The sequence below is a fragment of the Brevibacillus sp. FSL K6-2834 genome (genome assembly GCF_038592925.1).
Classification (GTDB): domain Bacteria; phylum Bacillota; class Bacilli; order Brevibacillales; family Brevibacillaceae; genus Brevibacillus; species Brevibacillus borstelensis.
Genome location: NZ_CP151945.1, coordinates 4,294,677 through 4,318,240, shown reverse-complemented (window position 1 = coordinate 4,318,240; position 23,564 = coordinate 4,294,677). Strand labels below are relative to the sequence as shown.

Genomic DNA, 23,564 nt, shown 5'->3' with positions numbered 1-23,564 from the left:
CGGATGGTTGGAACGAAAATTACGAATACAGTCCAGGTATAAACAGGTAGAAGCCTTGCTAATTTCGGTGGGGGGGTAAATCGTCCATATGAGTTTTTACACGCAAAGCAATCCAGTCAAACATTCACTGGAACCCAAGATGTTAGGGAGAGGCAGTTCATATGGTACGTTCGGCGAGTTATTGCAGGGCGTTTTGGAGGAAGACAATTCAGATTTTCTCGTTACCTTTCCGATCAATCGTTATGCCCATGCATTGTTTGTTCCCGAGCCGGAAAGCGACACCGTATCTGTTTATCCGTCACACAAGCAGAAATCACGCAGACTGGCAGAGATTATTCTGGACCATTTTTCATTGCCAAAGGGAGCCACATTAAAAATCTCCGGCAACATTCCAGTCGGCAAAGGATTGGCCAGCTCTTCTGCTGATCTGGTGGCGACGGCCAGAGCGATAACCGACTGCTATTCCCTCCATCTGCCTGTGACACTCCTCGAAATGCTCATTCGGCAGATCGAACCCACCGACGGTGTGATGTATCCGGGAGTGGTTTCCTTTTACCACCGGAGGGTACAGCTTCGCGAGTCAATCGGTGAGCTTTCGCCGCTTACCATCGTCAGCATTGACGAGGGGGGCGAAGTGGATACCGTTGAGTTTAACAAGCTGCCAAAACCGTTTACAGCAGCAGAAAGACAGAAGTATCAAAGCCTTCTGGATACCATCACCATCGCCATTCGGCAAAATGATCTGGCTTCCGTGGGGAAAGTATCGACAGAAAGTGCGCTTCTTAACCAGAAACTTCGGCCCAAGAGGACGCTTGATGCCATGCTGAGCATCTGCGAAGAAATCGATGCGCTTGGCGTTTGTGTAGCGCATAGTGGTACCTGCCTCGGACTTCTGCTGTCACCTGAGAGCAGCCGCTATCAGGAGCAATTGACAGCGGCCGGCGCACTTCTGGAGAAAGTGGCCGGCGAAGTGATGATTTATCAGTCGTGGTCTTATAAGGAAGGATGGGACAATCATGCTGCGTTCAACGATTATTGATGCTATCGGACAAACGCCGTTAGTGAAACTTCGCCTGGACGAAAATGCGATAGGCCCGGTATACGCAAAGCTGGAAATGATGAATCTGTTCGGGATGAAGGACCGGGTGGCAAAAAAGATTATTTTGGAGGCAAAACGGGACGGAATTCTGCCTGACGGGGCTCCGATTATTGAAAGCTCCTCCGGAACAATGGCCTTGGGTGTCGCTCTCGTAGGAACGTATCTGGGACACCCCGTTCATATCGTGACCGATCCGCGAATCGATTTGATCACCCTTCGAAAACTGGAATCGCTCGGATGCCAGATTCATGTTGTGGAAAAGATGACCGGCCGGGGTTGGCAAAGTGCCCGCCTGGAACGGCTGCATGACCTGTTGGAACAATATCCGGGAGCCTTTTGGCCCCGCCAGTACGAAAATCCCAACAATCCGCTGGCGTACGCGGCATTGGCGAAGGAATTGCTTGATGACATTGGCAGAGTGGACATTCTCGTCGCCTCCGTTGGCAGCGGCGGTTCCTTGTGCGGAACTGCCCAAGAGCTGCTCAAGTACAATCCGGAACTGCGGGTAGTGGCCGTCGATTCCGTCGGCAGCGTCATTTTCGGTCAGCCGGATAATCCGAAGCGGCTGCAGAGCGGATTGGGCAACAGTCTGGTGGCGCCCAATGTTAATCACGAACTGGTTGACGAAGTTCACTGGCTCAGCGACGAGCAGGCCTTCACTGCGACGCTGGAGCTGGCCAAACACGAAAAGGTCTTTGCCGGAAACAGCTCTGGTTCCGTATATGCGGTGGCCCGCTGGCTGAGCAGCCAAGTATCGCCGGAAACAAACATCGTGGGGATATTCCCCGATCGGGGAGACCGTTACTTTCAAACCATTTACGATGAACAATATCGTCGGGATAAGGACATCAACTCATCCGAACCGCTTTCTCAACCGGCCAAGGTATCGTATGAGAGCGTGGTGACCTCCTGGTCGTACGCAGCGGTCAAAAGGGGGAACAGACGTGAAAAAGCTCCTGCTCTTCGTTGAGTCAAATACGACAGGTACGGGCATGATTGCTCTGAAAAAGGCGCAAGAGCGGGGCTTTTCCCCCGTTTTTTTAACAAGCAAGCCGGAGAGGTATGCGGGTCTGGCGGAAACGGGATGCAGGGTTCTCGTATGTGACACCAATTCCTTGGACGCATTGCGAACCACGATTAAAAAAGAGCTTCCCGCAGACCAGATAGCCGGGATTATGACGATAAGCGAATTTTACCTCGTCACGGTTGCGACGCTAGCAGAAGAGTACGGTTTGCCCGGCAATCCGCCGGAAGCCATGCTTGTTTGTCGCAACAAGGCGCAAACCCGGTTGCGATTGGCAAAAGCCAATGTGGCTCAGCCGCGATTTGCGATCATTCGTACAGCCAAGGAAATCCCTGAAACGGTGAAGGCGATCGGTCTGCCGTGTGTAGTAAAACCTACCGATGACAGCGGTTCAAACGATGTAAAGCTGTGCAGCGGTTTCCTGCTATCTGGCAAAGAAGGTACGTTGCAAAAAGTAGAAGGGGTTGAGGAGGTCCGCAGCATGCCAGGCATCCGGAATGTGACGATTTCCGCAAGAGCGGGAGATCGCGTGTATATACCGCAAAATGCGTACCATCGCTTGGGGTATGTAATAGCTTCCGGCGGTACATATGCGCAGACCGAGTATCGTTTACAAGAAGCGGTAGACAACATCGTGGTTACCGTGAAGGAACAGGTGGAAGCGAGTTGGAGATGATGATGAGAAAGGGAAAACTATTTATGCTTCCTTACGCAGGGGGAAGTGCATCTGTATATTTGAGCTGGAAAAAACACCTGCCTGCGGAAGTCGAACTCATTCCCATGGAGCTGCCAGGCCGAGGAAAACGCTATAAGGAGCCCCTTATTGATTCCGTGCAGAATATGATCCCAGTTTTACTGGAAGATATCACATCACATGAATTATCCACTTCATACGCCATTTTCGGGCACAGCATGGGAAATCTACTCGCACTGGAGTTGGCCAGAGAGCTGGCGAAACAAGACCACCCCTTGCCTGCTGCATTATTTTTATCCGGCAGAAATCCCCCGCATGTGAAGAGCAATTTTTTACGACATGTTTTGTCTGAGCAAGAGCTGGTGCAAGAGATCCTAAAATTGGGGGGGACTCCGCCAGAATTAATGGAAAACCGCGAATGGCTTGAACTGTTTTTGCCGATTATCCGCTCCGATTATAAGCTAGTAGAGACCTACCAATTCAAATGGGATGCACCTCTCGATTGTCCTTTCATGATCTTCAACGGAAAACAGGACCTGCTTATTGATGCGGGGCAAATCGAAGAATGGAGCCGATTTACATCGAGGGAGTATTCTGCTGCTTGGTTTGAGGGAGATCATTTTTATATCCATGACCAGGCGGAGGAAATATGTCGGCAAATGGTGCGGCATCTCGGTGCCCCCACATCTCCTCTGCACTGACAATCGAATGGAAAATGGGCCAATTTGGTGGCCCCAGGCTGTCGAGAGAGTCTCGGCAGCTTTTTTTATGCCCGTGATGCAATCAGGTGTGAAAACAAAAAGTGACGGGATAGTTGTGCAAAGAGACGGGACAGTTATGCCCGCTTCTAGTTTGAAAAAGCTATGCAAACATACAAAACTCATATGCAAATGTGCATAAACGCAAGTGCATCCTGTTGTGATGCGCTTTTTGTTCGTCGCTTGAAAAGAGGTGACGCGTTCGGATTATGCGTTTTTACATAAAAAGCAAGACCGCCTTGGCATATTGAAACAGCAGAAGTCTGAATATTCTTATCCATTTCCGGCGAAACGCTGCCCCGAGCCTATCGTTGGCACACTCCTTGCGTTATGAGCTTCGCATGAAATGATTTTTGATAGCGCTTACAAGTCATCGGGAAAGGGGGCGGGAGGTCGTTCATGAGAGCGGCTGCAGGGTACGGCATGCCTCATCAAATAACTTTGAAAGGAAGAGGTGTATGAACGCTATCGTAAAAAAAGCCTGGGGATACCGGCATATCGTCTTGGTCGTGCTATGGCTGCTGTACATTATCAACTACTTTGACCGGCTTGCGGTACTTACCTTTTTGCCCTTCATTCAAAAGGACTTGAATCTCACACCTGTTGAGCTGGGGCAGCTCGCATCCGTCTTTTTCTTTGCGTATTCGCTGGCACAGGTGACCGCAGGATTTTTGGCGGACAAATTCGGTCCGAAAAAAATCATGAATATCGCCATCATCGTCTTCACGCTTGTGACCGCACTGACTGGCGCCGTGAAGTCTTTTGGTCAGTTTCTGGCATTGCGGATCGGACTTGGACTGGGAGAAGGGCATCATTTTGCCCCGGCGTGCCGGACGATCAACAACTGGTTTCCGATTGCGGAGCGCGGGCGTTCCGTCTCCTTTTTTGCCACCTCCTGGGCTGTCGCTCCCGCTATCGTACCGGTTTTGATCACAAGCATCTCGTTCTACTTTTTTGACGGCTCCTGGCGCCCTGTCTTTTATCTGCTTGCGATACCCGGTCTGATCGGCATATGGGCCTTGTGGTACTTTATCACCAACACGCCAAAGGAGATGCTGGAAAAGGGGAGACTCAGCCAGGAGGAGTACGCCCATATCATGGATGCAAATTCAGCCAGTTCCGTGGAAGAGCAAGCTTCCGCTGAGAAAAAGGCGGATAAAAAAAGCAACCGGATTTTTCTCCAGGATGGATATTTCTATGTTTACACAGTCTTGTTGTTTTGCCAATGCGCCGTTTATTGGGGCACGACTACCTGGCTCACGACCTTCCTTGTTCAACAGCATGGCCTGAATCTGAAAGAGATGGGCTTCTTTGCTTCGGCCCCTTATATCGTCGCCTTTTTTGCGATGATGCTGGGGGGCTGGCTGATGGACAAGGTCATGCATCGGATGAAGCCTGTCGCGCTGATCGCCTACATCGGCTGCATTCCGGTCCTGTACCTTCTGGGGAGCGTAGAAAAGGGACAGACCGGCTTGCTTTTGCTGATGCTGCTGCTGGCTGGCTTTTTCGTCAACCTGAACTTTGGCACGATCTATGCCTACATCCAAAAACGCTACCCGACCGAGGTGGTCGGCGGAGCGACCGGCCTTGCCAACGGCATCGGACAAATGGGCTCATTCGTCTCGCCGCTTGTCGCCGGCTATCTGGTGGTTGTTCAGGCTGACGGGTCGCAGGATTTCAGCCGGGTATTCCTCTTCTTTTCGCTGACGGCCGCTGTCGCTGCTGTATGCGCTATGATCCTGAAAGAATCCAAGGTGAAAGCGGCAGAGACCGGAGTGAGGGAAGAAGCGGAGCAGGCGGTTTGAGTGTACAGGCGTCTTGCGGAAGCAGGCAGTTTTGCAGAACAAGCCATAGAACAAGCCATATGGAAGAAACAAATGAACTGGAATAGTAGATTTGGCAGTAATAGCGGTTTGAGGCGACAGGAGCGGCTTGCAAGGCTCAGAGAGAAAAAGACCGGAGAGGATGGGAAGCAATGGAAAGAGGGAATGAAAGAGAGAACACCGTAAGCGGGAGCGGGTTGGAACAGGCATTTTCCTTGATCGACGAAGCGGATGCCGTCGCTTTCTTGCAGCAATTGATTGCGATCAACAGTGTAAATCCGCCGGGGAACGAAACGGCTGTAGCCGAAGCGATCAGGCGCAGGCTGACAGCCGCCGGCATGCAGGCAGAGCTGGATGAAGTTGAACCGCAGCGGGCCAATCTGCTGGCTGTCTTGAATAAAGCGGATGCATCCCTGTCAAAAAAGGTGCTCGTCCTCAGCGGTCACCTCGATACGGTTCCGACCGGGAGTATCGAGTGGGAGCATGAGCCGTTCGGGGGAGTGCGGGTTGGAAACAGACTGTACGGACGAGGCAGCACGGACATGAAGGGCGGCGTCGCGGCCATGGTGCTTGCGATGGAGTATTTGCATCGTGCCGGAATTCGGCTCGGAGGAACCTTGCGCTTTGCGGGGACAGTGGGAGAAGAGGTCGACTGCCTCGGGGCAAAGGCAGTTGCAAGTCGGGGGCAGATCGATGATGCGACAGCGATGGTGATCTCCGAGCCGAGTAACAATCAACCGTTCATCGCGCACAAGGGAGCGCTTTGGCTGGAAGTAGCGACGTACGGCAAGACAGCTCACGGCTCCATGCCTGATCAGGGGGTCAATGCGATCATGGCCATGGCGAGATTCATCCATAAGCTAAACAGCTATCGTTTCAGCTATCAGCCTCATCCGCTGCTGGGCGGACCGACGATGAATATCGGAGTGATCCAGGGAGGCGTAAAAACAAATGTCGTGCCAGATCAGTGCACCATGATGCTGGATATCCGCACCGTTCCTGGACAAAGCCATCCGGAGATCATCGATGGACTCAACTTGCTCTTGGAACAGGTATGCGAACCGGCCAATGCCCGTTTCGCCATCCGTGCGGTGAACGATCTGCCGGCAGTGACAACCGCTGCGGAGGATGCGTTTATCAAGCTTTCATTGGATACAGCAAAGCAGTATTTGGGCCGGGAGTCGACTGTCAGAGGCGTCAATTACTACACCGATGCATCTGTCTACGGACCCCGTCTGGACATTCCGATCCTGATTTACGGCCCCGGAGAACCGACGATGGCCCATCAGCCGGACGAATGGATAGAGGTAGACAAATACATGGAGGCGATCCGCTTTTACATGGGACTTGCGGTCGCATACCTGGGCATTTCCAAAGATCAATAAGGCAGGAATGAAAATTGTAAAAATTTATTCTATTCTGTATAATGGTGGGACAGAAGCGATGTGCCTCCTCCCGCAACGGTCCGAAGTGTGATCGTTGGGGGAGGTATTTTGTATTCCTGCGCTGTTTCTCGATCCCGGAGAGGAGGGGAAGCGTGACGCTGCAGCAAGCATGGAATACCTCTTTTGCCGCAAGCCCGCAGTCCGCATGGAGAGATGCTGTCCGAGGCATGCAGGAAGATGTGCTGTTTATTCTCGCAGAAGATGGCGCTACTGTATCGGGAGCCGTTTGGAAAACGAATCCGGGTCGGGTCGTTTCTGTCGGATCGTCTCAGGCCGAGGAGATTGAAGCGCGTGAAGCCGAGTGGAACGTGCACGAGATCTGGGTATTTGTCGATTCAGCCGGCACGATTCAGGGATGGATGAAAACAATTGACCTGTATCGCCATTTTTATCAGGTGTATAAGGAAAGGCAGGCGTACTATTCACTCGAGCTGGAAACCGTGTTCAACACCAGCTACGATATGTTTTACATCTCGGACGGTCAAGGAATCACGCAGCGCGTAAGTCCATCTGCCGAAAGAATTTACGGGTACAAACCGGAAGATTTGGTCGGGAAAAGCATTTATGAGCTGGAGCGGACAGGCGTATTTCGACCGTCTATTACCCGATTGGTGCTGGAGAGGAAGGAAAAGGTGCAGGTCGTGCAGACGACAGGACTTGGCGGCCGGCTGATGGTCGTCGGTACGCCGATCAAGGACGAGCAGGGAAACATCATCCGCGTCGTCAACTTTTGCCGGGACATCTCCGAGGAAAGGCGGCTGCAGGCCGAGTTGGAGGACGCCCGGGAGCTGCTTGAGGGCTACAAGCAGGAATTGCGCAAGCTGAGTGAAATGACCGCAAAGGAAGCGGGACTGATCTACAAGAGCGAAGCGATGAAACAGGTAATAACGCTTGCCGGAAAAATGGCCGAGGTGGACTCCACCGTGCTGATTCTGGGCGAATCGGGAGTAGGCAAGGAAGTGGTCGCCTCTTATATTCATCAAAACAGCCAGCGGCGGGACAAGCCGTACATCAAGCTCAATTGTTCGGCGATCCCGGAGCATTTGCTGGAATCGGAGCTGTTTGGCTATGAAAAGGGCGCGTTTACCGGAGCGACAAAAGAAGGAAAGCCCGGCTTGTTTGAACTGGCCAACGAGGGGACGCTGTTTCTCGACGAGATCGGCGAGCTGCCCCTTTCGCTCCAGGTAAAGCTGCTCCGCGTGCTCCAGGAGCATGAGCTGGTTCGTATCGGCGGCACCAAGCCGATCAAGATCGACGTCCGCATCATCGCCGCCACCAATCGCAATTTGCAGGAAGAAACGCGGCAGGGGCGCTTTCGCGAGGATTTGTACTACCGCCTGAATGTCGTTCCGGTCCATATTCCCCCTCTGCGGGAGCGTACCGACGATATCCTTCCACTGGTCATCTTTTTTCGGGACCGCTTTACCAAGAAGTACAAAAAAGAGAAAACCTTCTCGCAGGAAGTGCTGGATTGCCTGCATCTATACCGTTGGCCAGGCAATGTGCGGGAGCTTCAGAACATCGTGGAGCGTCTGATCGTCATCACTGATCAGGATGTGATCGAAGCGCATCATCTGCCGGAGATGCTTCACTACGTCCAGCCTTCTGCGACAAAGGTAAGCGTAACAGATATTCTTCCGTTGAAATCGGCTGTAGAGCTCCTGGAAAGACAGCTTCTGGGGATGGCGAAAGAGAAGTACGGCACGACGACCAAAATGGCAGAGGCGTTAGGAGTCGATCAATCGACCATCAGCCGGAAGCTCGGAAGATGGAAGCTTTGAAATGAAAATCGAACCTTTAGATGGAGGGCCGTGGACTCAATGCACCGGCTTTTCTGCTCCGTAGCCAGCATAAGATGGCTGAAGAAAAGGATAGAAGGAAATTCCGGAAAGTAAAGAGAAGTTAAAAATTTGGAACACCGCAGTAGAGAGAGGAGAAACGAAATGACAGCACATACGGCAGGAAAGATGATCGGGTTTGTGGGTATCGGGGTGATGGGCAAAAGCATGGCCGCCCATCTCATGAAAGCAGGGTATGAGGTGCTCGTGTACAACCGCACCAAGCAAAAAGCGGAGGAGCTGTTGGCGCAGGGAGCCGTATGGAAGGATCAGATTTCGGAGCTGGCTGCCGAAGCGGATGTCATTATCACGATGGTAGGATACCCCAAAGACGTAGAGGAAGTCTATCTCGGAGAAAAAGGAATTGTCGCCCATGCAAAGCCGGGCAGCTACCTGATCGATATGACCACCTCCAAGCCGTCTCTGGCGCAAAAAATCTATGAAGAAGCCAAAAAACGCTCTCTGCATTCCCTGGATGCGCCTGTATCCGGCGGAGACGTGGGGGCCAGAGAGGCCCGCCTCACGATCATGGTAGGCGGTGACTCGGAAGCGTTTGCGGCGATGGAACCGATTTTCAAACTGATGGGAACCAACGTCATCCTGCAAGGGGGCCCCGGAGCCGGTCAGCACACGAAGATGTCCAACCAGATCGCGATCGCTTCCAATATGATCGGGGTCTGCGAGGCCATCGCGTATGCCAAAAAAGCAGGGCTCGATCCGGTAAACGTATTGAAGAGCATCGAGGCGGGAGCGGCAGGAAGCTGGTCTTTGAGCAATCTGGCTCCACGCATGATCGCAGGCAACTTTGCCCCCGGATTTTATATCAAGCATATCATCAAAGATATTTCGATTGCGCTGGAAGCGGCAAAAGAGATGGGGCTTGCGACGCCCGGCTTGGAGCTGTCCCTCTCGCTGTACCAAGAGCTCGCGGAACAAGGTTTGGAAGACAACGGCACCCAGGCGCTGATCAAATGGTACGACAAGCATTTTGGTGAGAATGGGTAAGTCTCGCTGTGAATAAATAGACAAATGAAAGAGGGTCCGAGTCGTGCAGACGAAGGGCTCTTTTTCTTTTGGTACGACACTTTTTGCACAAGGCAGAGTAAAGGCGGGGGTAACGGTGAAGCAACAAACATTCCTTCCGCACGTGCAACATTTTTCCTCCGCCAGCGTCAAAGATAGACCAACATTTTGCTGACACGTCAGGAGGAAAACAGATGTGAAAAAACGCATTGTTGCACTTTGCGCGGCTGCTGCACTTAGCTGGAATGCATGGGCTGTTCCGGGGCAAGCAGCCAGCTTCGCTTCCATTCAGCCTTACATCACCGACTATAAAATCGGATTTACAAACGGACAAGCGCTGGTCACCAAGGCCGTCTATGACGAGTTTTCCAAAGTCGGTGCCTATTACACCGTAGTGAAAAACGGGAAGAGGGGAATCCTCGATGCCCGTACCGGAAAGGAGCTGACTCCGCCAATCTGGGACGATGTGGAGATTCCTGAACAAAAGCAGATTGCAGTGGTTCGCAATGGCGGATGGTTTCAATACATCGATCTAGCCAAAAAAAGCGTCTCGAAAAGCAAGTACGCGGGAGCACATACCTTCTTTTTGTCTCAGGCCTATCCGAGCATTATTTTGATGCAGGGCCAGACCTCGATGCTGCTCGATCCATCCGGCCGGACCCTGATTGCTCCGTTCGCGGGAAAAATCGAGTTTGCCGATTTGTCCAAGCCGGGAAAGAACGGCGAGGAAGAGACGACACGGTACCTGGTCACCACGACGGCGAAACAGCTTACGGTCTATGATCCAGTAACGGTTAAGCCGATGTTTTCCCTGCCCAAGGCGACCTTGGCTCCGAGCGGCGGGAATCGAATGCCCTATTTCAAAGTGATCGTCGGCGGCAAATACGGTCTTGTCGATGTAAACGGGAAGTACGTCCTGCAGCCGCAATACACAAGCGTCCAAATGATGGGCAGCAGTGGTTTTTTTCGCGTGCAAAACCAAAAAGGAAGCGGCTTGTGGAAGGATGGCCGGATGCTTGCCGAGCCGCAGTACGCCGAGGTCAGAGTCGAGCATGACATGGCAGACGGTTATGTAGTGCTGCAGGGCGATCTGGAGACGTACCACTCCATTTCATCCGGTACCTCCTTTTCATTGAAGAAAGGGGCCAAATATTTGCATGACGGCTACGTTTTGGGGCAGGACCCGACAACCTCCCGTTACGGAGTGAAACGGATCAGCGGTGAAACGGTAGTGCCGTTTGAGTATCCGCGCCTGGAAGGGGTACCGGCGATGTGGCTCTTGGTTCGCTCCGATGGCAAAAAGGGCATCCTGCGCGCAGCGTGGGGAAAACCGGTAAAAGAGCCGGATGCCTGGTTTGATGCGGTGACGACGCTCGGGGGATACGACCTCGTCAGTGTTACGGACGGGAGCAAGACCGGACTCTATTCGCAGCAAAAAGGGCTTCTCGTCCCGCCGCAGTCGGGCACAATCGTCCGCTATGACTCAAAATTCGGGCGCGTGCTGGTCCAGGGACCGGACGGATCGACGCGCGAATACCGGCCAGACGGCACTTCGCAAGACACGGCTGAGCCCAAACCGCAGCGGCTGACGGATGCCCTTTCCTTTATTTATAAGCCTGGAGAAGGAGTCTTTCTCGTGGACACAGCTAGCGGCAAGCCGATCAGCAGTCACGCTTACCAGGGGGCCAATGTGGCTGCAGGCGGAAAACTCGTCGTGGCCTTCAGTGCCGGAGAAGCCGACCTGTACACGGCGGAGGGGACACTGCTGACAGCGGATGTCAAGCTTCCGGCAACCCATTCTCCACAGGAAGGGACGACAGTAACGCTCTTTCCGTCGGGAGAAAGCATGTATGCAGCCGGGATGAAAAAAGGGACACAGCAGCAAGCGTTCATCCGCGTAGCGGGCGGGGCAATAGAAGCGCTGACAGATTTTGTGTATCGCAGCGTTTCGATTCAGCCATGGGGGGATCGGCAACTGATCGCGCTGCAAAGGGCTGATGGCAGCTTTGATCTTGAGGTATTGGCGAGCGGACAGATTACAGCCAGGCTGGAGCAAGTGCAAAACTATCGGCTGGAAGAATCGCAGTCCGGACTGTTTGTCCAGAAATCGGGCGGATGGGACGTCTACTCGGCCGATTTGAAGCAGATGACGAGTGGAAGCTACGGCCGGCTTGAGGTTTTGTCCACGTACAGCGGTGCGAAACTCGTCACGTATCGGGACAAGAAAACGGGACTTCTCGGCGTGCTAAGCAAAGACTGGCGGACAGCCGCTCCTCCGGCGTATGAATCGATCAAGCCGATGGATCAGGTGTTTCCGATGCTTGGCGTGGAACAGCTTCCGGCACCATTTGTCTTTACGACCAAGGACAAGTTTGGCTATCTGGACGCGAACGGCGCCGAGCTGTTTCGCGCCGCTCTTTTGACCAAACGGCCGACAGTCACGTATCAAAACGTAACCGCCCAGCCATTTCCTGCCTACCAGCAGATGCTTCAGAGCGATCCGCTGAAGCTGGTCGATTTCGGCAAGCCGTACAAGTGGGATCGCGAACTCAGCGGAGAGGCGAACTTCTTTGCCAATCTGGCCTTGTATTTCGACCTTCCGACCGGTTCCGGGAAGCGGGAAGTGCTGGCTTTCCTGACCGGAAAAGGAATTCTGCAGCCAGATCCCGCCCGTACGGATTTTGCGGGAACCGACTTTTACGCACTGATGCATAATGTCGTCCAGGGAACGAGCGGCAAGTCGCTGACCGAGCAGCAGTTGGTAGATTGGGCGACCAAACGCGGGCTTGTGCGTGAGCGGGGCGGCCATTACCAGGGAGACATCTATGCGGATTATCACCAGTTGTTTTTCCAAGAGCTGCTCAAAGCCCAGGCCGGAAAAGGCAGCTACAAAGCAAAGCCTCTGGCCCTTTCAGCCCTCGATGAATCCCAGCGAAGCATGCTGAGCACGCGGATCATCGTAAACGGCAGGGCATTCGAACAGCTCCCCGTCCCGCTGCCGAGTGTCGAACTGGACCGCCATCTGAACACATTGATCCAGCAGTACAACAAGCATGCGGCTTCCCTGCTGCAAGCAGCGGTAAAGCAATTATAGAAAGCAAAAGTCCGTCTTGTGCATGTGAGCATAGGACGGACTTTCTTTTAGATCCGGACAGTCAATTCCCAGAGCACCGTACCCTGAGCATTTTTCTCCCTGTTTCAATCTCCTTCATCAAAGCCAGCCTTTTCTCCCAAGACCTTCAATTTCGAAAGTTGAAAAAAGAAAGTTGACGATGCTATACCCGACTGTTACTATCAAATTAATAACATGGTTGGAGAAATTAAATGAGGAAATATGGTTCTTTGACGTTTTCTATTCCATCTTTCCACATTGCCTCCACTAGTTTTTTCAGGTTAACCCATTATTTAATACCATCAGTGGATTAATTCTGTACTGTTGGTCCTTCCTTTCCACACATACCATTAAGACAGAGTTGGTGATTAGAAATGAATTACAGCACATTGGTGGAAGAATACCGCGGTGGAGTGCTGGAGAATATCCACTTTGGCGTCATCTGCGGCGTAGACGAATCAGGAAAAGTCATCTTGTCCGCGGGCAGCGAAGAGCATATGACGTTTCTCCGCTCGGCGGCAAAGCCGTTCCAGGCCATCCCGGTCGCCAAACAGAAAATCGACGAGAAATTCGGGCTGACCAGCCGTGAAGCCGCCCTTTTTGCCGCTTCCCATCGCGGCGAGACGTATCATATGGAAGGATTGGAGTCGATCCTGAAAAAAACCGGCATTTCGGAAGAAGAATTGCTGACCTGCCCGACCTATCCGCTCAACGAAGAACCGAAGTTCGCCTGCCTGCGCGAAGGCGTGCCGAAGCGCCGTCTTTTCCACAACTGCTCCGGCAAACACCTGGGCTTTCTCGCCCTTTCCAAAGAGATGGGCTATCCGACAGACAGCTATTACGATGTCAGCCATCCTGCCCAACAAAGCGCTTTGGAAGCGTTTGCTTATCTGGCTGAGTATCCAAAGGACAAGATTGGCCTCGGCGTTGACGGGTGCGGCTTCCCTGTTTTTGCCGTGCCGCTCGTGAACATCGCCAAAGCGTATTTGAAGCTCGCTTGTCCCGATCTGATCGCGGACGCAGAAACGAGAGAGGCAGTCGTGAAAATTACCGGATGGATGTCAGCCAATCCCGACATCATCGCGAGCCACAATTTCGTTTGCACAGCGCTGCTGACCGATCCCAACATCATTGCCAAAGGGGGCGCGATGGGGGTATACGGCTTTGGCCTGAAAAAAGAACGCATCAGCTTTGCCCTGAAGGTTCTGGATGGCTCTGAACTGGTGTGGCCGCTGGTAATCGCCTCGATTTTGGAGCAGATCAACTACGAGAACAAGGACACCATTGAACGCCTGCGTGCGCTGGTGCCAAGCGAGATTAAAAATGACAACCATTTGGTCGTTGGCGAAAAGCGCACGGTGTTTCAGTTGGAAAAACGATAAGACGATGAGGGCAGCATGATACGTGAACCTGTTGCCTGAATAACGCCGCAAGCTGTCTGCATGCCGCTTGCATGACCAGGCAAGAAGAAAGGGATGGAAGAGGATGGACATTTCGGTTGGACAGCAGCGGGAGATGGAAGTCACGATCCGCCTGCTTTTCCAAGACTCGCCAACAGAGCACCTGCCGTATGCGCTGCGCCCGCACATGAAAGCGAAGGGAGCTGTCACCTGGTTTTTTGGCCGCGGAGAAGAAGGGCATGAGCTTATCGTCGGACTGGGGGAGCGGGCGCGTTTTGACCTGGAGGCATTGCGCGATGCGGCGGGCAATGCGGGTCGGGCCGCGGAGAAGGAAAGGGTTACAGAAGCATGTGTGACGTTTGATTCGCTGGAGCCGCTGTTTGCTGCCGGACTGGACCGTCATAGCGCAGTCACAGCCTGGACAGAGGGCTGGCTTCTCGGTACATATGTGTTTGACCGGTATTTGTCAAAGGCGCAAGAACGGAGTGTCTCTATGCTGCATATCGCTTGTCCGGGTGCAGAAAAGGCGGAGCAGGCGATCGAATGGGCCCGTATCCGTGCAAAGGGTACATGCTTTGCACGCGATCTCGTGAATGAACCGCCCAATCAGCTGACGCCGGTCTCCTTTGTCGAGCGGCTGCAGAACCATTTCGCCGCACGAGACGTGGATGTGACGGTTCATCGCGGGGAGGCGTTGGAGCGTTTGCAGATGGTTGGCCTGATCACGGTTGGCAAAGGCAGCGTCCATCCGCCGGCTATGGTGGAAATCCGATACTGCACCGACCCGTCCCTGCCGCTGACCGCGCTGATCGGAAAAGGAGTCACCTTTGACATGGGCGGCATGAATGTCAAGGCCGGGCGGGATATCAGCGACGCCCGCATGGATATGGGCGGAGCGGCTGCTGTCGCGGGCGCGCTGGACATCCTCACTTCCGTAAAGGCAAGGGCCAATCTGCTGGTGCTTCTGCCGATCGCAGAAAACGTGCCGGACGGCGGAGCCTTCTTGCCATCGGATGTGATCCGCTACCCCAACGGTCTTTCTGTGCAGACGGCCAATACGGATGCAGAGGGGCGTCTCATTTTGGCCGATGCCCTGATTCACGCCGACAGGCTGGGAGCCAAGCAGGCAATCGATATTGCCACGCTGACGGGGAATGTCGGGGAAGCGCTCGGCTTAAAGCTGGCCGGTATTTGGGGAGATTCCGGGATGACTGCCAAGCTCATCGCGTCAGGTAATGACTGTGGAGACAGACTGTGGCCGATGCCGTTGGTAGACGATTACGAAGAATTGCTGAAAAGCGACTATGCCGACATGACCAACATCAGTCCGATCAGCTACGGTGGAGCGATTGTCGCCGCGTTGTTTATCCGCAGGTTTGTGGCCGCCGGCATGAAATGGGTGCACATCGACATGGCTCCCCCTGTACAGGCGAAAGCCACCGGAGGCTATCGCGTCATGGGTGCCACCGGATATGGGGCGAGACTGCTCGCGGACTACGTGCTCGCTCAATAGACGGGCAAGGCAGAATTGTCAACCAGCAGCGCGGAAGATCAGCCCTTGGCGTTGCTGTTTGTCATCGAAGCGTTTTACAATAACAGGAAAACGGACGGGAGGATACCGTGCTATGTTGTTGGAAGTCATCGCGACCTCTGTAGAGGACGCCAAACGAGCGGAAGCGGGAGGAGCCGACCGGCTCGAGCTGATCACCGGGATACTGGAGGGCGGCGTAACCCCGAGCTGGGGCTTGATCGATGCTGTGGTCCGGGCCGTATCCATTCCGGTCAATGTGATGGTGAGACCGCACAGCCAGTCGTTTGTGTACACGTCTGACGATTACCGGGTCATGCGCGAAGACGTGCGAATCATTCGCGAGCTCGGCGCAGCAGGTATCGTCACCGGCATGCTTGCTCCTGACGGCCAGATCGATACGGAAGGGCTGGAAAGCCTGCTGGATCAGGCGAAAGGGCTGGATGTGACATTCCACCGCGCATTTGACGAGGCGGCTGACCAGTTGGAGGCCGTGCGGCTGTTGATGCGTTATCCGCAAATTTCGCGGATTCTCACCTCCGGCGGACAGAAAAGCGCCATCGATGGAGCGGAACGGATTGCCGAGCTTGTCCGGATGACCGCTGGGGAGCATTTGAGCATTTTGGCCGGAAGCGGGCTGGGCCTGGCAAACATCGCTGATTTCGTCGGTCGTACGGCTGTAACGGAAGTCCATTTTGGCACCGGCGTTCGGGAAGCCGGAAGCGCGCTCAAGTACGTAGATCAGGAGAAGGTAGCGGCTGTCAAACGATTGATTGCGGCAAAGTCATAACCAGGGAGCAGAGGAAGCAGCAAAATCGAAACGGCTTTTTCCCGGGCCCCGGTTCATAATTTGGCAACACATCATATTTCATAGAGAAACATGCGATACAAGGTCCTCGCCCAAGTTTAGGGAGAGGGCTTTTTTTGCGAAAAACCGAAAAGAATGGCAAATAGACGAATCTGTGAAGTACATCACATCTTACGTTTTTCGCCTCCTCTATAATCCGGAGTAAGAAGTGATCCATAGGGGAGGTATTGATATGTTTTGCTATCAATGCGAGCAAACACCGACAGGCGGTTGCAAAACGGTGGGAGTATGCGGAAAGACTGAGGAGCTTGCCAGTATTCAGGATACGATCATTTTTGCGCTCAAAGGGATTGCGGCATATGCAACGCATGCCCGACAAATGGGACACATCGACCCGGAAGTGGACGGCATTACACAGGAAGCACTCTATTTTACTTTGACTAACGTGAATTTCAATTTAGATGAACACTTGAAAATGGCAATGAAAGTGGGCCGTGCAGCCATTCGCGTCATGGAGCTGTTGGATCAGGCCCATACGAGCCGGTTCGGCATCCCTCAGCCCATCCGCGTTTCGCAAAACAAAATCGAAGGAAAGTGCATCGTCGTGACCGGGCACAACCTGTTTGCGCTGGAGGAGCTGCTGAAACAGACGGAAGGAAAAGGCATCAATATCTACACCCACTCGGAGATGCTCCCCGCACACGGGTATCCCGCCCTCCGCAAGTACAAGCACCTCAAGGGAAATATCGGGAAAGCGTGGTTTGACCAGCGCCGGTTGTTCGAACAGTTCCCGGGTGCGATACTAGCCACGACCAACTGCGTCATGCCGATCAAGGGGACATATGCCGATCGCTTCTTCTCGTATGATGTGGCCGGACTCGAAGGCGTTACCAAAATTGAGAATGACGACTTCGCGCCTTTGATCGAGCGGGCACTCGCATTGCCGGATGCGGATGTAGAGTCGGATCAGACGCTGCTGACCGGATTTCACCATGAGACCGTACTGGGTATTGCCCCGGAAATTCTCGACGCCGTAAAGGCAGGCAAAATCAGCCGCTTCTTCGTCATCGCGGGCTGTGATGCTCCCGGAAAAGGCGGAGACTACTACCGGGAGCTGGCCACTTCTTTGCCGGCGGATGCGGTGATCATGACCACATCCTGCGGCAAATTCCGCTTTAACGATGTCGATTACGGCAAAGTACCGGGTACGCAAATCCCTCGCTACATCGATCTGGGGCAGTGCAACAACTCCATCTCGACGGTCAAAATAGCCGTCGCTTTGGCGGATGCGCTGGACTGCGAGGTCAACGATCTGCCTGTCAGCATCGTCCTCTCCTGGTTTGAGCAAAAGGCGGTAGCGATTCTCTTGGGGCTGTTCAGCCTGGGAGTCCGCGACATTCGCATCGGACCGAAGCTGCCCGAATTCATCCAGCCCGGGGTATGGGAGGTGCTTCAGAATTTGTTTGGAGTCAAAGCAATCGGAGAAGCACAGGCAGACCTCCAGGATATGATGGGACAAAACGTTTCGTAAGCCTGGTCTGGAGAACAGTTGCGCCAAAGAGACATGCCCGTTTCAAAACAGGCTCCCTCCGGTCTGCCGGCCCACATGACGTCAGAAAAGCTCCGAGCAGAACAGGCAGGCAATTATGCTTGGACCTATCACATTTCATCCGAAAACACCTTGCAAAAACCATGCAGGGAATTAACCAGAGACAGAACGTCCGGATATCATCAGGACGTTCTTTTTCATTGTTTTAGAAAATCCCTTTCTCGCAAATGGGATCGTATTCCAAAAAATGAGAAACGGACAGAGCGAACTGGAGCGCAGAGAATGCGAGTTGATGCGGTTTCCACGCAAAAAGCCTTCGTCTTTCATTCACGTCCCGTTTGGCATGCGGTTTGCTACATGGATGGGTACCATGGACGAAACACGGAGGTGAACAGCTTGCAATATCCGTTGTCTCCAGACGTAAAACCGGAATTTTGCACCACGGGCTCTTACATGCGGCTGCCGGCACAAAGGGAGAACGCCAGAGTAGCCATCGTCGGTCTGCCCTTTGATACGGCTGCGTCTTTTCGCGTAGGAGCCCGCTTTGCCCCTCAGGCGATCAGACAGGCTTCCATGCTTCTGTTTCCGTATCATCCCGTTCACAAGGTCTTTCCATTTGAGGACACAAGAGCTATCGACATCGGGGATGTGCCGGTGATTCCGCACAATATCCATCGCAGCTACGACCGGATGGAAGCCGTCATGCTGGACTTGATGGCCAAAGGGATCGTACCGATCGGACTGGGAGGCGACCATTCCGTCACACTGGCCACATTGCGCGCCGCCAAAAGGGTGTGGGGGTCAGTAGCGCTGATTCAGTTCGATTCCCACACCGATACATGGGATACGTATTACGAAGAGAAGTACTGGCATGGCTCTCCGTTTATCCGCGCCCACGAGGAAGGGCTGCTGTTGCCGGACAAGGTTTTTCAGATCGGCATCCGCGGTACGCTGAACCACCCGGGTGACCTGGAAGCCAGTCTGGAGCTTGGCTATCACGTGATGACGACCCAGGAGCTGCGCAAAACCGGAGCCGCCGAAACGGTGAGAAAGATAAAAGAAGCGATTGGAGATACTCCCTGTTTTCTCAGTTTTGATATTGATTTTGTCGATCCCGCCTATGCGCCCGGGACAGGAACGCCGGAGGTCGGAGGATTTACAAGCTTCGAGACGCTGGAGCTGATCAGAGGACTGACGGACTTGAACTACATCGGCTTTGATCTGGTGGAAGTGCTGCCGCCCTACGATCCGGCCCAGACAACATCGCTGCTCGCGGCGACGCTCATCCACGATTTTGCAGCACTTGTTGCCCTGCGGGAGAAGCGGCTGTTGGCAGCGGGGGAGATGGCGGCAGATGCCGAGTAACGACAACAAGTCCCCTTGCGGACAGTGGCCGCAAGCCTTTGCGGATAATGGCTACAAGCATCGTCACTTGGGTAATCAAGCACACATCAGTAATACGAGGAAAGGTGGGGCATGCAGATGTTCAATCTGAAGATGTACATGGCTGGCGAGTGGGTGGATGCGGAAAATGGGGAGACTCGGGAGATTGTCAATCCGGCCACAGGAGAAGTGATTGCACGGGCGGCAGAGGGAACGGAGGAGGATGCCAAAAAAGCGATTCGCGCGGCACGCGAAGCATTCGACAGCGGGAGCTGGTCCGAGCTTGCGGCTGCAGAGAGGGCGCGGTATTTGTTCGCCATTGCTGACAAGCTGGAGGAACGCGCTGAGGAATTGGCTGCTTTGGAGACGCTGGACAACGGCAAGCCGCTGCGGGAAGCCCGCTTTGACGTGGCGGATGCGGCCGCTTGCTTCCGCTATTACGCCGGAATGGTCACCAAGCCTGACGGACAAACGTACCACGTCGCGGACCCGGTACAGGCGATGGTCGTGCGCGAGCCGGTCGGTGTCTGCGGACTGATCGTCCCGTGGAACTACCCGTTGCTGATGGCTGTTTGGAAAATCGCCCCCGCGCTGGCGGCCGGAAATACGATTGTCTTCAAGCCGTCCGAGGTCACGCCTGTTACGGCGATCAAGCTGTTTGAGATCATCGAAGAAGCAGGGGTGCCAGGCGGTGTGGCCAATCTGGTCATGGGACCGGGCCCTACGGTCGGACATGAGCTGGCCGCAAGCCATCTGGTAGACAAGGTTTCCTTTACGGGAGGCACGGCGACCGGCAGAAGCATCATGACTGCGGCTGCAGGCAACATCAAAAAGATTTCGCTGGAATTGGGGGGCAAGTCGCCCAACATTGTCTTTGCCGACGCGGACTTTGAGACAGCCGTAGACTACGCCTTGTTCGGAATCTTCGCCAATCAGGGGCAGGTCTGCTCGGCAGGCTCCCGGCTGCTTCTCGAGGACAGCATTCACGACCGCTTCGTCGAGCGGCTGGTGGAGCGTGCGAAAAAGATACGGGTAGGAGCGGGAGACGAACCGCAGACCGAAATGGGGCCGCTGGTAAGCGAGGCTCACATGGAAAAGGTACTGCGCTACATCGAGTACGGAAAAGCGGAAGGAGCGACACTCGCCTGCGGCGGCAACCGTCTGACAAATGGCGGTTTGGAAAAGGGCTATTTCGTCGAGCCGACGATCTTTGTCGACACGAGGCCGGACATGCGAATCGTCCAGGAAGAAATTTTCGGCCCTGTATTGGCCGTGCAGCGCTTCCGCGATGAAGCGGACGCTATCCGCCTCGCCAATGACACCGTCTACGGCCTCGCCGGGGGCGTCTTTACCCAGGACGGAGCCAAAGCGATGCGGGTCATCAAAAAATTGCGGGCAGGCATCACCTGGATCAACTGCTACCACCCCACCTACAACGAAGCCCCCTGGGGCGGCTACAAGCAAAGCGGAATCGGCCGCGGCCTGGGCACCTTCGGCTTCGATGAATTCACGGAAGTGAAACAGATTAATGTGAATTTGCAGGTGCAGCCAGTCGGCTGGTTTGAGAATTAAGGAAAAAACAGTGAGACACACGTAAACGGACTGGATCAGAATTAGAGAAGGCACGTCAGGGAACGCCACCCCTGATCCGACTTCCTGAATGATCTAAAAAAACAACGAAACAATCCAAAGCTGTAGAGATGAAAAAGGGAGAAAACGCGAAGGTCTTTGGGACACCACCCAGGCGGAATGGAAAAAGCGGAACACTCTTTCAGCGTCCAACCTCTTAGACGCTGCCTTGAGTAGGCTGCTTTTGGACGCAGCTTACGCTTTTGGAATGGAGCCGGACAGTAACGGCTTCCCGCAGTGTCCCACCGTACCCTGAGCATTTTCTCCCTTTTTCATCTCCTCCCCAACAGCCCTACAGGCATTTCCAATCTCGCCAAAGAAGCTTTCACAGGCTATTTCTCAAAACCAAGGAAGGATTCCAACTCCCAGCCGGGGAATTTCCCCTCATTGGCAAAACATTGGCTGTCAATCAGACCACCAGGTACGGAAGAGAATAAAGGAGGAGCAGGCCACATGAAGAGTTTGCAGGAGAAGCTGGAGACGATCATCGCTGCGGCCGGCGGACAATGGGGAGTGGTAGTGGAAGAAATCAACGGAAGCTTCTACTGGGAACACAACACCACGCAGACTTTTGCAGCCGAAAGCATCATCAAAGTCCCCGTCATGGCAGCCGTTTTCGATGCCGCCAGCAAAGGAAAAGTCCGCCTTGACGAAACGGTACTGATGAAGCAAACGGATCAGGTCGCAGGTTCCGGTGTCATGCAGCATCTCACACCTGATACGCATTACCCTGTGTACGATCTGATCACCCTCATGATCATTCAGAGCGACAATACCGCGACCAATATGCTGATCGACCTCATCGGCGAAGATCAGGTGCGGCTCACAATGGCAGAGCTTGGCATGCACGACAGCTGCTACAGCCGAAAGCTGATGCTGTACCCGGCGGACAGTCCGCCCAACAACATGATTACCGCTGGTGACATCGCCCGGATGCTCAAACGGCTGGCAACAGGAACGTTTCTTGGCGAGCATGCCTGCCGCCAGATGATCGGGATCATGAAAAAGCAGCAGGTGCGAAATGCGCTGCCTGCCCGGCTACCCCGCATCGAGGAGGGAGTGTCGGACGCCGCTGCCGTGTGGGAAATGGCCAATAAAACCGGCTGGGACACAGGCCGCCAGCACGATGTCGGCATCCTGTTTGCAGGCGGAAAAGCGTACTCCCTGACAGCCCTGTCGGAGAATGCTCCCCCGGATGCCTCCCTGCAGGCGATGGCCGCTATCGGATATGAAGTGTACCGCTGTGCGGTGAGCTGACCATAGAGAGCGAGTACAGAAAAAATCCCCAGTTTGCTTGGGGGTTTCTTTTTTGGGCAAAACATGGTAATGTATGGACGGTTTTCATCTTAGTGAAAAAGGCAGGAGAAAGAAAAGTGTCACGAAAACGTCGGACAGGTGCAAGCTTGAACAGTCCGCAGCGCAAAGCAGTCGAATACGGCATGCTGCTCGTGGGTTCCTTTGTGCTTGCCACCAGCTTCAACCTGTTTCTCAACCCTAATCAGCTAGCATCGGGAGGAGTATCGGGCCTCTCTGTCATTTTGTACCATCTCTTTCACTGGCCGCCGTCCATCGTCCAGTGGGCGCTGAACATCCCGCTGTTTTTGTTGGGCTTTTGGCTTTTAGACAGGCAGTACAGCATGAAGGCGGCGGTAGGCTCTATCGTCCTGCCGTTGTTTGTCGCGCTGACCAGCCATCTTGAGCCGCTTACGGATAACACGCTGCTCGCCAGCATTTACGGCGGGATGGGCGTAGGGCTCGGGATCGGCATCGTCTTCCGGGGCCGGGGCTCTACAGGAGGATTTTCCATCGCTTCGCAAATCCTGCACAAGTACAGCGGCATCAGCCTGGGCGTATCCGTTGCTGTCTTTGACGGCTTGGTCATCCTGCTAGCCGGTTTTGTCTTTACTCCCGAAAAGGCGCTGTATGCCTTGATTGCCCTGTTTGTGACCAGCAAAACGATCGATATCGTGCAGATGGGCTGGAATACGTCCAAAGTGGCGTACATCATCTCCGATGAAACAGACAAGATGCGCGAGGCGATCTTGTTTGATCTGGACCGGGGCGTGACGCTGCTGGACGGCGCTGGGGGGTATACCGGCGACGAGCGCAAGGTGCTGATGGCCGTGGTGAGCCAAAGCGAGGTCAGCAAGCTGAAAATGCTGGTGCGCTCTGTTGACGCTGAAGCGTTTATCATCCTGTGTCCGGCTCAGGAGGTATTAGGCGAGGGCTTCCGGGCTGTGTAGCGGGCATGTGGAGCCGTGGCCTATTGGTGAACGATGTCAGCTTTTGTGTGAAAGCACCAAACAATGAAAAAAGCGTTGCATCCAACAGTTGGATGTATCGCTTTTTACTTTTACAGGCATATCGTGGGGCTCGCGTGCACATTTTTCAAAGACAGCCTCATGAAAGTGATTGGGAAAAGCACAGCAGAGCGACAAGCCTGCAGGAAAC

Annotated in this window: 17 protein-coding genes; all 17 read left to right on the top strand. The window is 54.0% G+C overall.

Annotated elements, in window-relative coordinates:
* The first annotated feature begins 88 nt into the window (after nt 1–88).
* The 17 genes from NST96_RS21260 (at nt 89) to NST96_RS21180 (ending at nt 23,356) form a co-directional block, all read left to right on the top strand.
* Entirely contained in the window at nt 89–1,039 is a 951-nt protein-coding gene (locus tag NST96_RS21260; RefSeq protein WP_024983400.1) for a kinase, read from the top strand.
* Entirely contained in the window at nt 1,017–2,069 is a 1,053-nt protein-coding gene (locus NST96_RS21255; RefSeq protein WP_039070516.1) for a cysteine synthase family protein, read from the top strand. Before NST96_RS21260 ends, NST96_RS21255 begins: the two co-directional genes overlap by 23 nt.
* Nucleotides 2,044–2,799: a hypothetical protein gene (locus tag NST96_RS21250; RefSeq protein ID WP_024983398.1), complete on the top strand. Its 756-nt coding sequence runs from the start codon at nt 2,044–2,046 to the stop codon at nt 2,797–2,799. The genes NST96_RS21255 and NST96_RS21250 overlap by 26 nt, the downstream gene beginning before the upstream one ends.
* Nucleotides 2,796–3,518 carry a thioesterase domain-containing protein gene (locus NST96_RS21245; protein WP_003389547.1) on the top strand — a complete coding sequence of 241 codons (723 nt, stop codon included), beginning with the start codon at nt 2,796–2,798 and terminating at the stop codon, nt 3,516–3,518. The genes NST96_RS21250 and NST96_RS21245 overlap by 4 nt, the downstream gene beginning before the upstream one ends.
* A 515-nt stretch (nt 3,519–4,033) precedes the next feature.
* Nucleotides 4,034–5,380 (top strand): MFS transporter, encoded by a 1,347-nt coding sequence (locus NST96_RS21240; RefSeq protein ID WP_342404504.1) that lies wholly within the window; start codon nt 4,034–4,036, stop codon nt 5,378–5,380.
* Between the two features lie 170 nt (nt 5,381–5,550).
* Nucleotides 5,551–6,783, top strand: coding sequence for a M20 family metallopeptidase (locus NST96_RS21235; RefSeq protein WP_051925346.1), 1,233 nt, complete (start codon nt 5,551–5,553; stop codon nt 6,781–6,783).
* 152 nt (nt 6,784–6,935) lie between these two features.
* On the top strand, nt 6,936–8,624 hold the full coding sequence (locus tag NST96_RS21230) for a sigma 54-interacting transcriptional regulator (protein ID WP_327925988.1): 1,689 nt from the start codon (nt 6,936–6,938) through the stop codon (nt 8,622–8,624).
* A 129-nt stretch (nt 8,625–8,753) separates the two neighbouring features.
* Complete coding sequence (locus NST96_RS21225; protein ID WP_227277884.1) at nt 8,754–9,686, top strand: NAD(P)-dependent oxidoreductase; 933 nt, start codon at nt 8,754–8,756, stop codon at nt 9,684–9,686.
* 214 nt (nt 9,687–9,900) lie between these two features.
* The gene (locus NST96_RS21220) at nt 9,901–12,798 is read left to right on the top strand and encodes a WG repeat-containing protein (RefSeq protein ID WP_342404499.1); all 2,898 of its coding nucleotides are present in this window, start codon (nt 9,901–9,903) and stop codon (nt 12,796–12,798) included.
* A 392-nt stretch (nt 12,799–13,190) separates the two neighbouring features.
* Nucleotides 13,191–14,198: an asparaginase gene (locus NST96_RS21215; RefSeq protein ID WP_003389540.1), complete on the top strand. Its 1,008-nt coding sequence runs from the start codon at nt 13,191–13,193 to the stop codon at nt 14,196–14,198.
* Between the two features lie 103 nt (nt 14,199–14,301).
* Complete coding sequence (locus NST96_RS21210) at nt 14,302–15,729, top strand: leucyl aminopeptidase family protein (protein ID WP_342404496.1); 1,428 nt, start codon at nt 14,302–14,304, stop codon at nt 15,727–15,729.
* 112 nt (nt 15,730–15,841) lie between these two features.
* Nucleotides 15,842–16,534, top strand: a complete 693-nt coding sequence (locus tag NST96_RS21205; protein ID WP_003389538.1) for a copper homeostasis protein CutC — start codon at nt 15,842–15,844, stop codon at nt 16,532–16,534.
* Nucleotides 16,535–16,784: 250 nt separating this feature from the next.
* Nucleotides 16,785–18,083, top strand: coding sequence for a hydroxylamine reductase (hcp, locus tag NST96_RS21200; protein WP_039070509.1), 1,299 nt, complete (start codon nt 16,785–16,787; stop codon nt 18,081–18,083).
* 414 nt (nt 18,084–18,497) lie between these two features.
* Nucleotides 18,498–19,466, top strand: coding sequence for an agmatinase (speB, locus tag NST96_RS21195; protein ID WP_003389535.1), 969 nt, complete (start codon nt 18,498–18,500; stop codon nt 19,464–19,466).
* Between the two features lie 117 nt (nt 19,467–19,583).
* Nucleotides 19,584–21,056, top strand: coding sequence for an aldehyde dehydrogenase family protein (locus NST96_RS21190; protein ID WP_031931891.1), 1,473 nt, complete (start codon nt 19,584–19,586; stop codon nt 21,054–21,056).
* Between the two features lie 510 nt (nt 21,057–21,566).
* A complete protein-coding gene (locus NST96_RS21185) occupies nt 21,567–22,370 on the top strand; it encodes a serine hydrolase (protein ID WP_003389531.1) in 804 nt (267 codons plus the stop codon).
* 116 nt (nt 22,371–22,486) lie between these two features.
* The gene (locus NST96_RS21180; protein ID WP_003389530.1) at nt 22,487–23,356 is read left to right on the top strand and encodes a YitT family protein; all 870 of its coding nucleotides are present in this window, start codon (nt 22,487–22,489) and stop codon (nt 23,354–23,356) included.
* The last annotated feature ends 208 nt before the right edge of the window (nt 23,357–23,564 follow it).

Coding starts and splice junctions, on each gene's coding strand:
- NST96_RS21260 (WP_024983400.1), top strand. CDS start 89: ATGAGTTTTTACACGCAAAGCAATCCAGTCAAACATTCACTGGAACCC.
- NST96_RS21255 (WP_039070516.1), top strand. CDS start 1,017: ATGCTGCGTTCAACGATTATTGATGCTATCGGACAAACGCCGTTAGTG.
- NST96_RS21245 (WP_003389547.1), top strand. CDS start 2,796: ATGATGATGAGAAAGGGAAAACTATTTATGCTTCCTTACGCAGGGGGA.
- NST96_RS21240 (WP_342404504.1), top strand. CDS start 4,034: ATGAACGCTATCGTAAAAAAAGCCTGGGGATACCGGCATATCGTCTTG.
- NST96_RS21235 (WP_051925346.1), top strand. CDS start 5,551: ATGGAAAGAGGGAATGAAAGAGAGAACACCGTAAGCGGGAGCGGGTTG.
- NST96_RS21215 (WP_003389540.1), top strand. CDS start 13,191: ATGAATTACAGCACATTGGTGGAAGAATACCGCGGTGGAGTGCTGGAG.
- NST96_RS21210 (WP_342404496.1), top strand. CDS start 14,302: ATGGACATTTCGGTTGGACAGCAGCGGGAGATGGAAGTCACGATCCGC.
- NST96_RS21205 (WP_003389538.1), top strand. CDS start 15,842: ATGTTGTTGGAAGTCATCGCGACCTCTGTAGAGGACGCCAAACGAGCG.
- hcp (WP_039070509.1), top strand. CDS start 16,785: ATGTTTTGCTATCAATGCGAGCAAACACCGACAGGCGGTTGCAAAACG.
- NST96_RS21190 (WP_031931891.1), top strand. CDS start 19,584: ATGTTCAATCTGAAGATGTACATGGCTGGCGAGTGGGTGGATGCGGAA.
- NST96_RS21185 (WP_003389531.1), top strand. CDS start 21,567: ATGAAGAGTTTGCAGGAGAAGCTGGAGACGATCATCGCTGCGGCCGGC.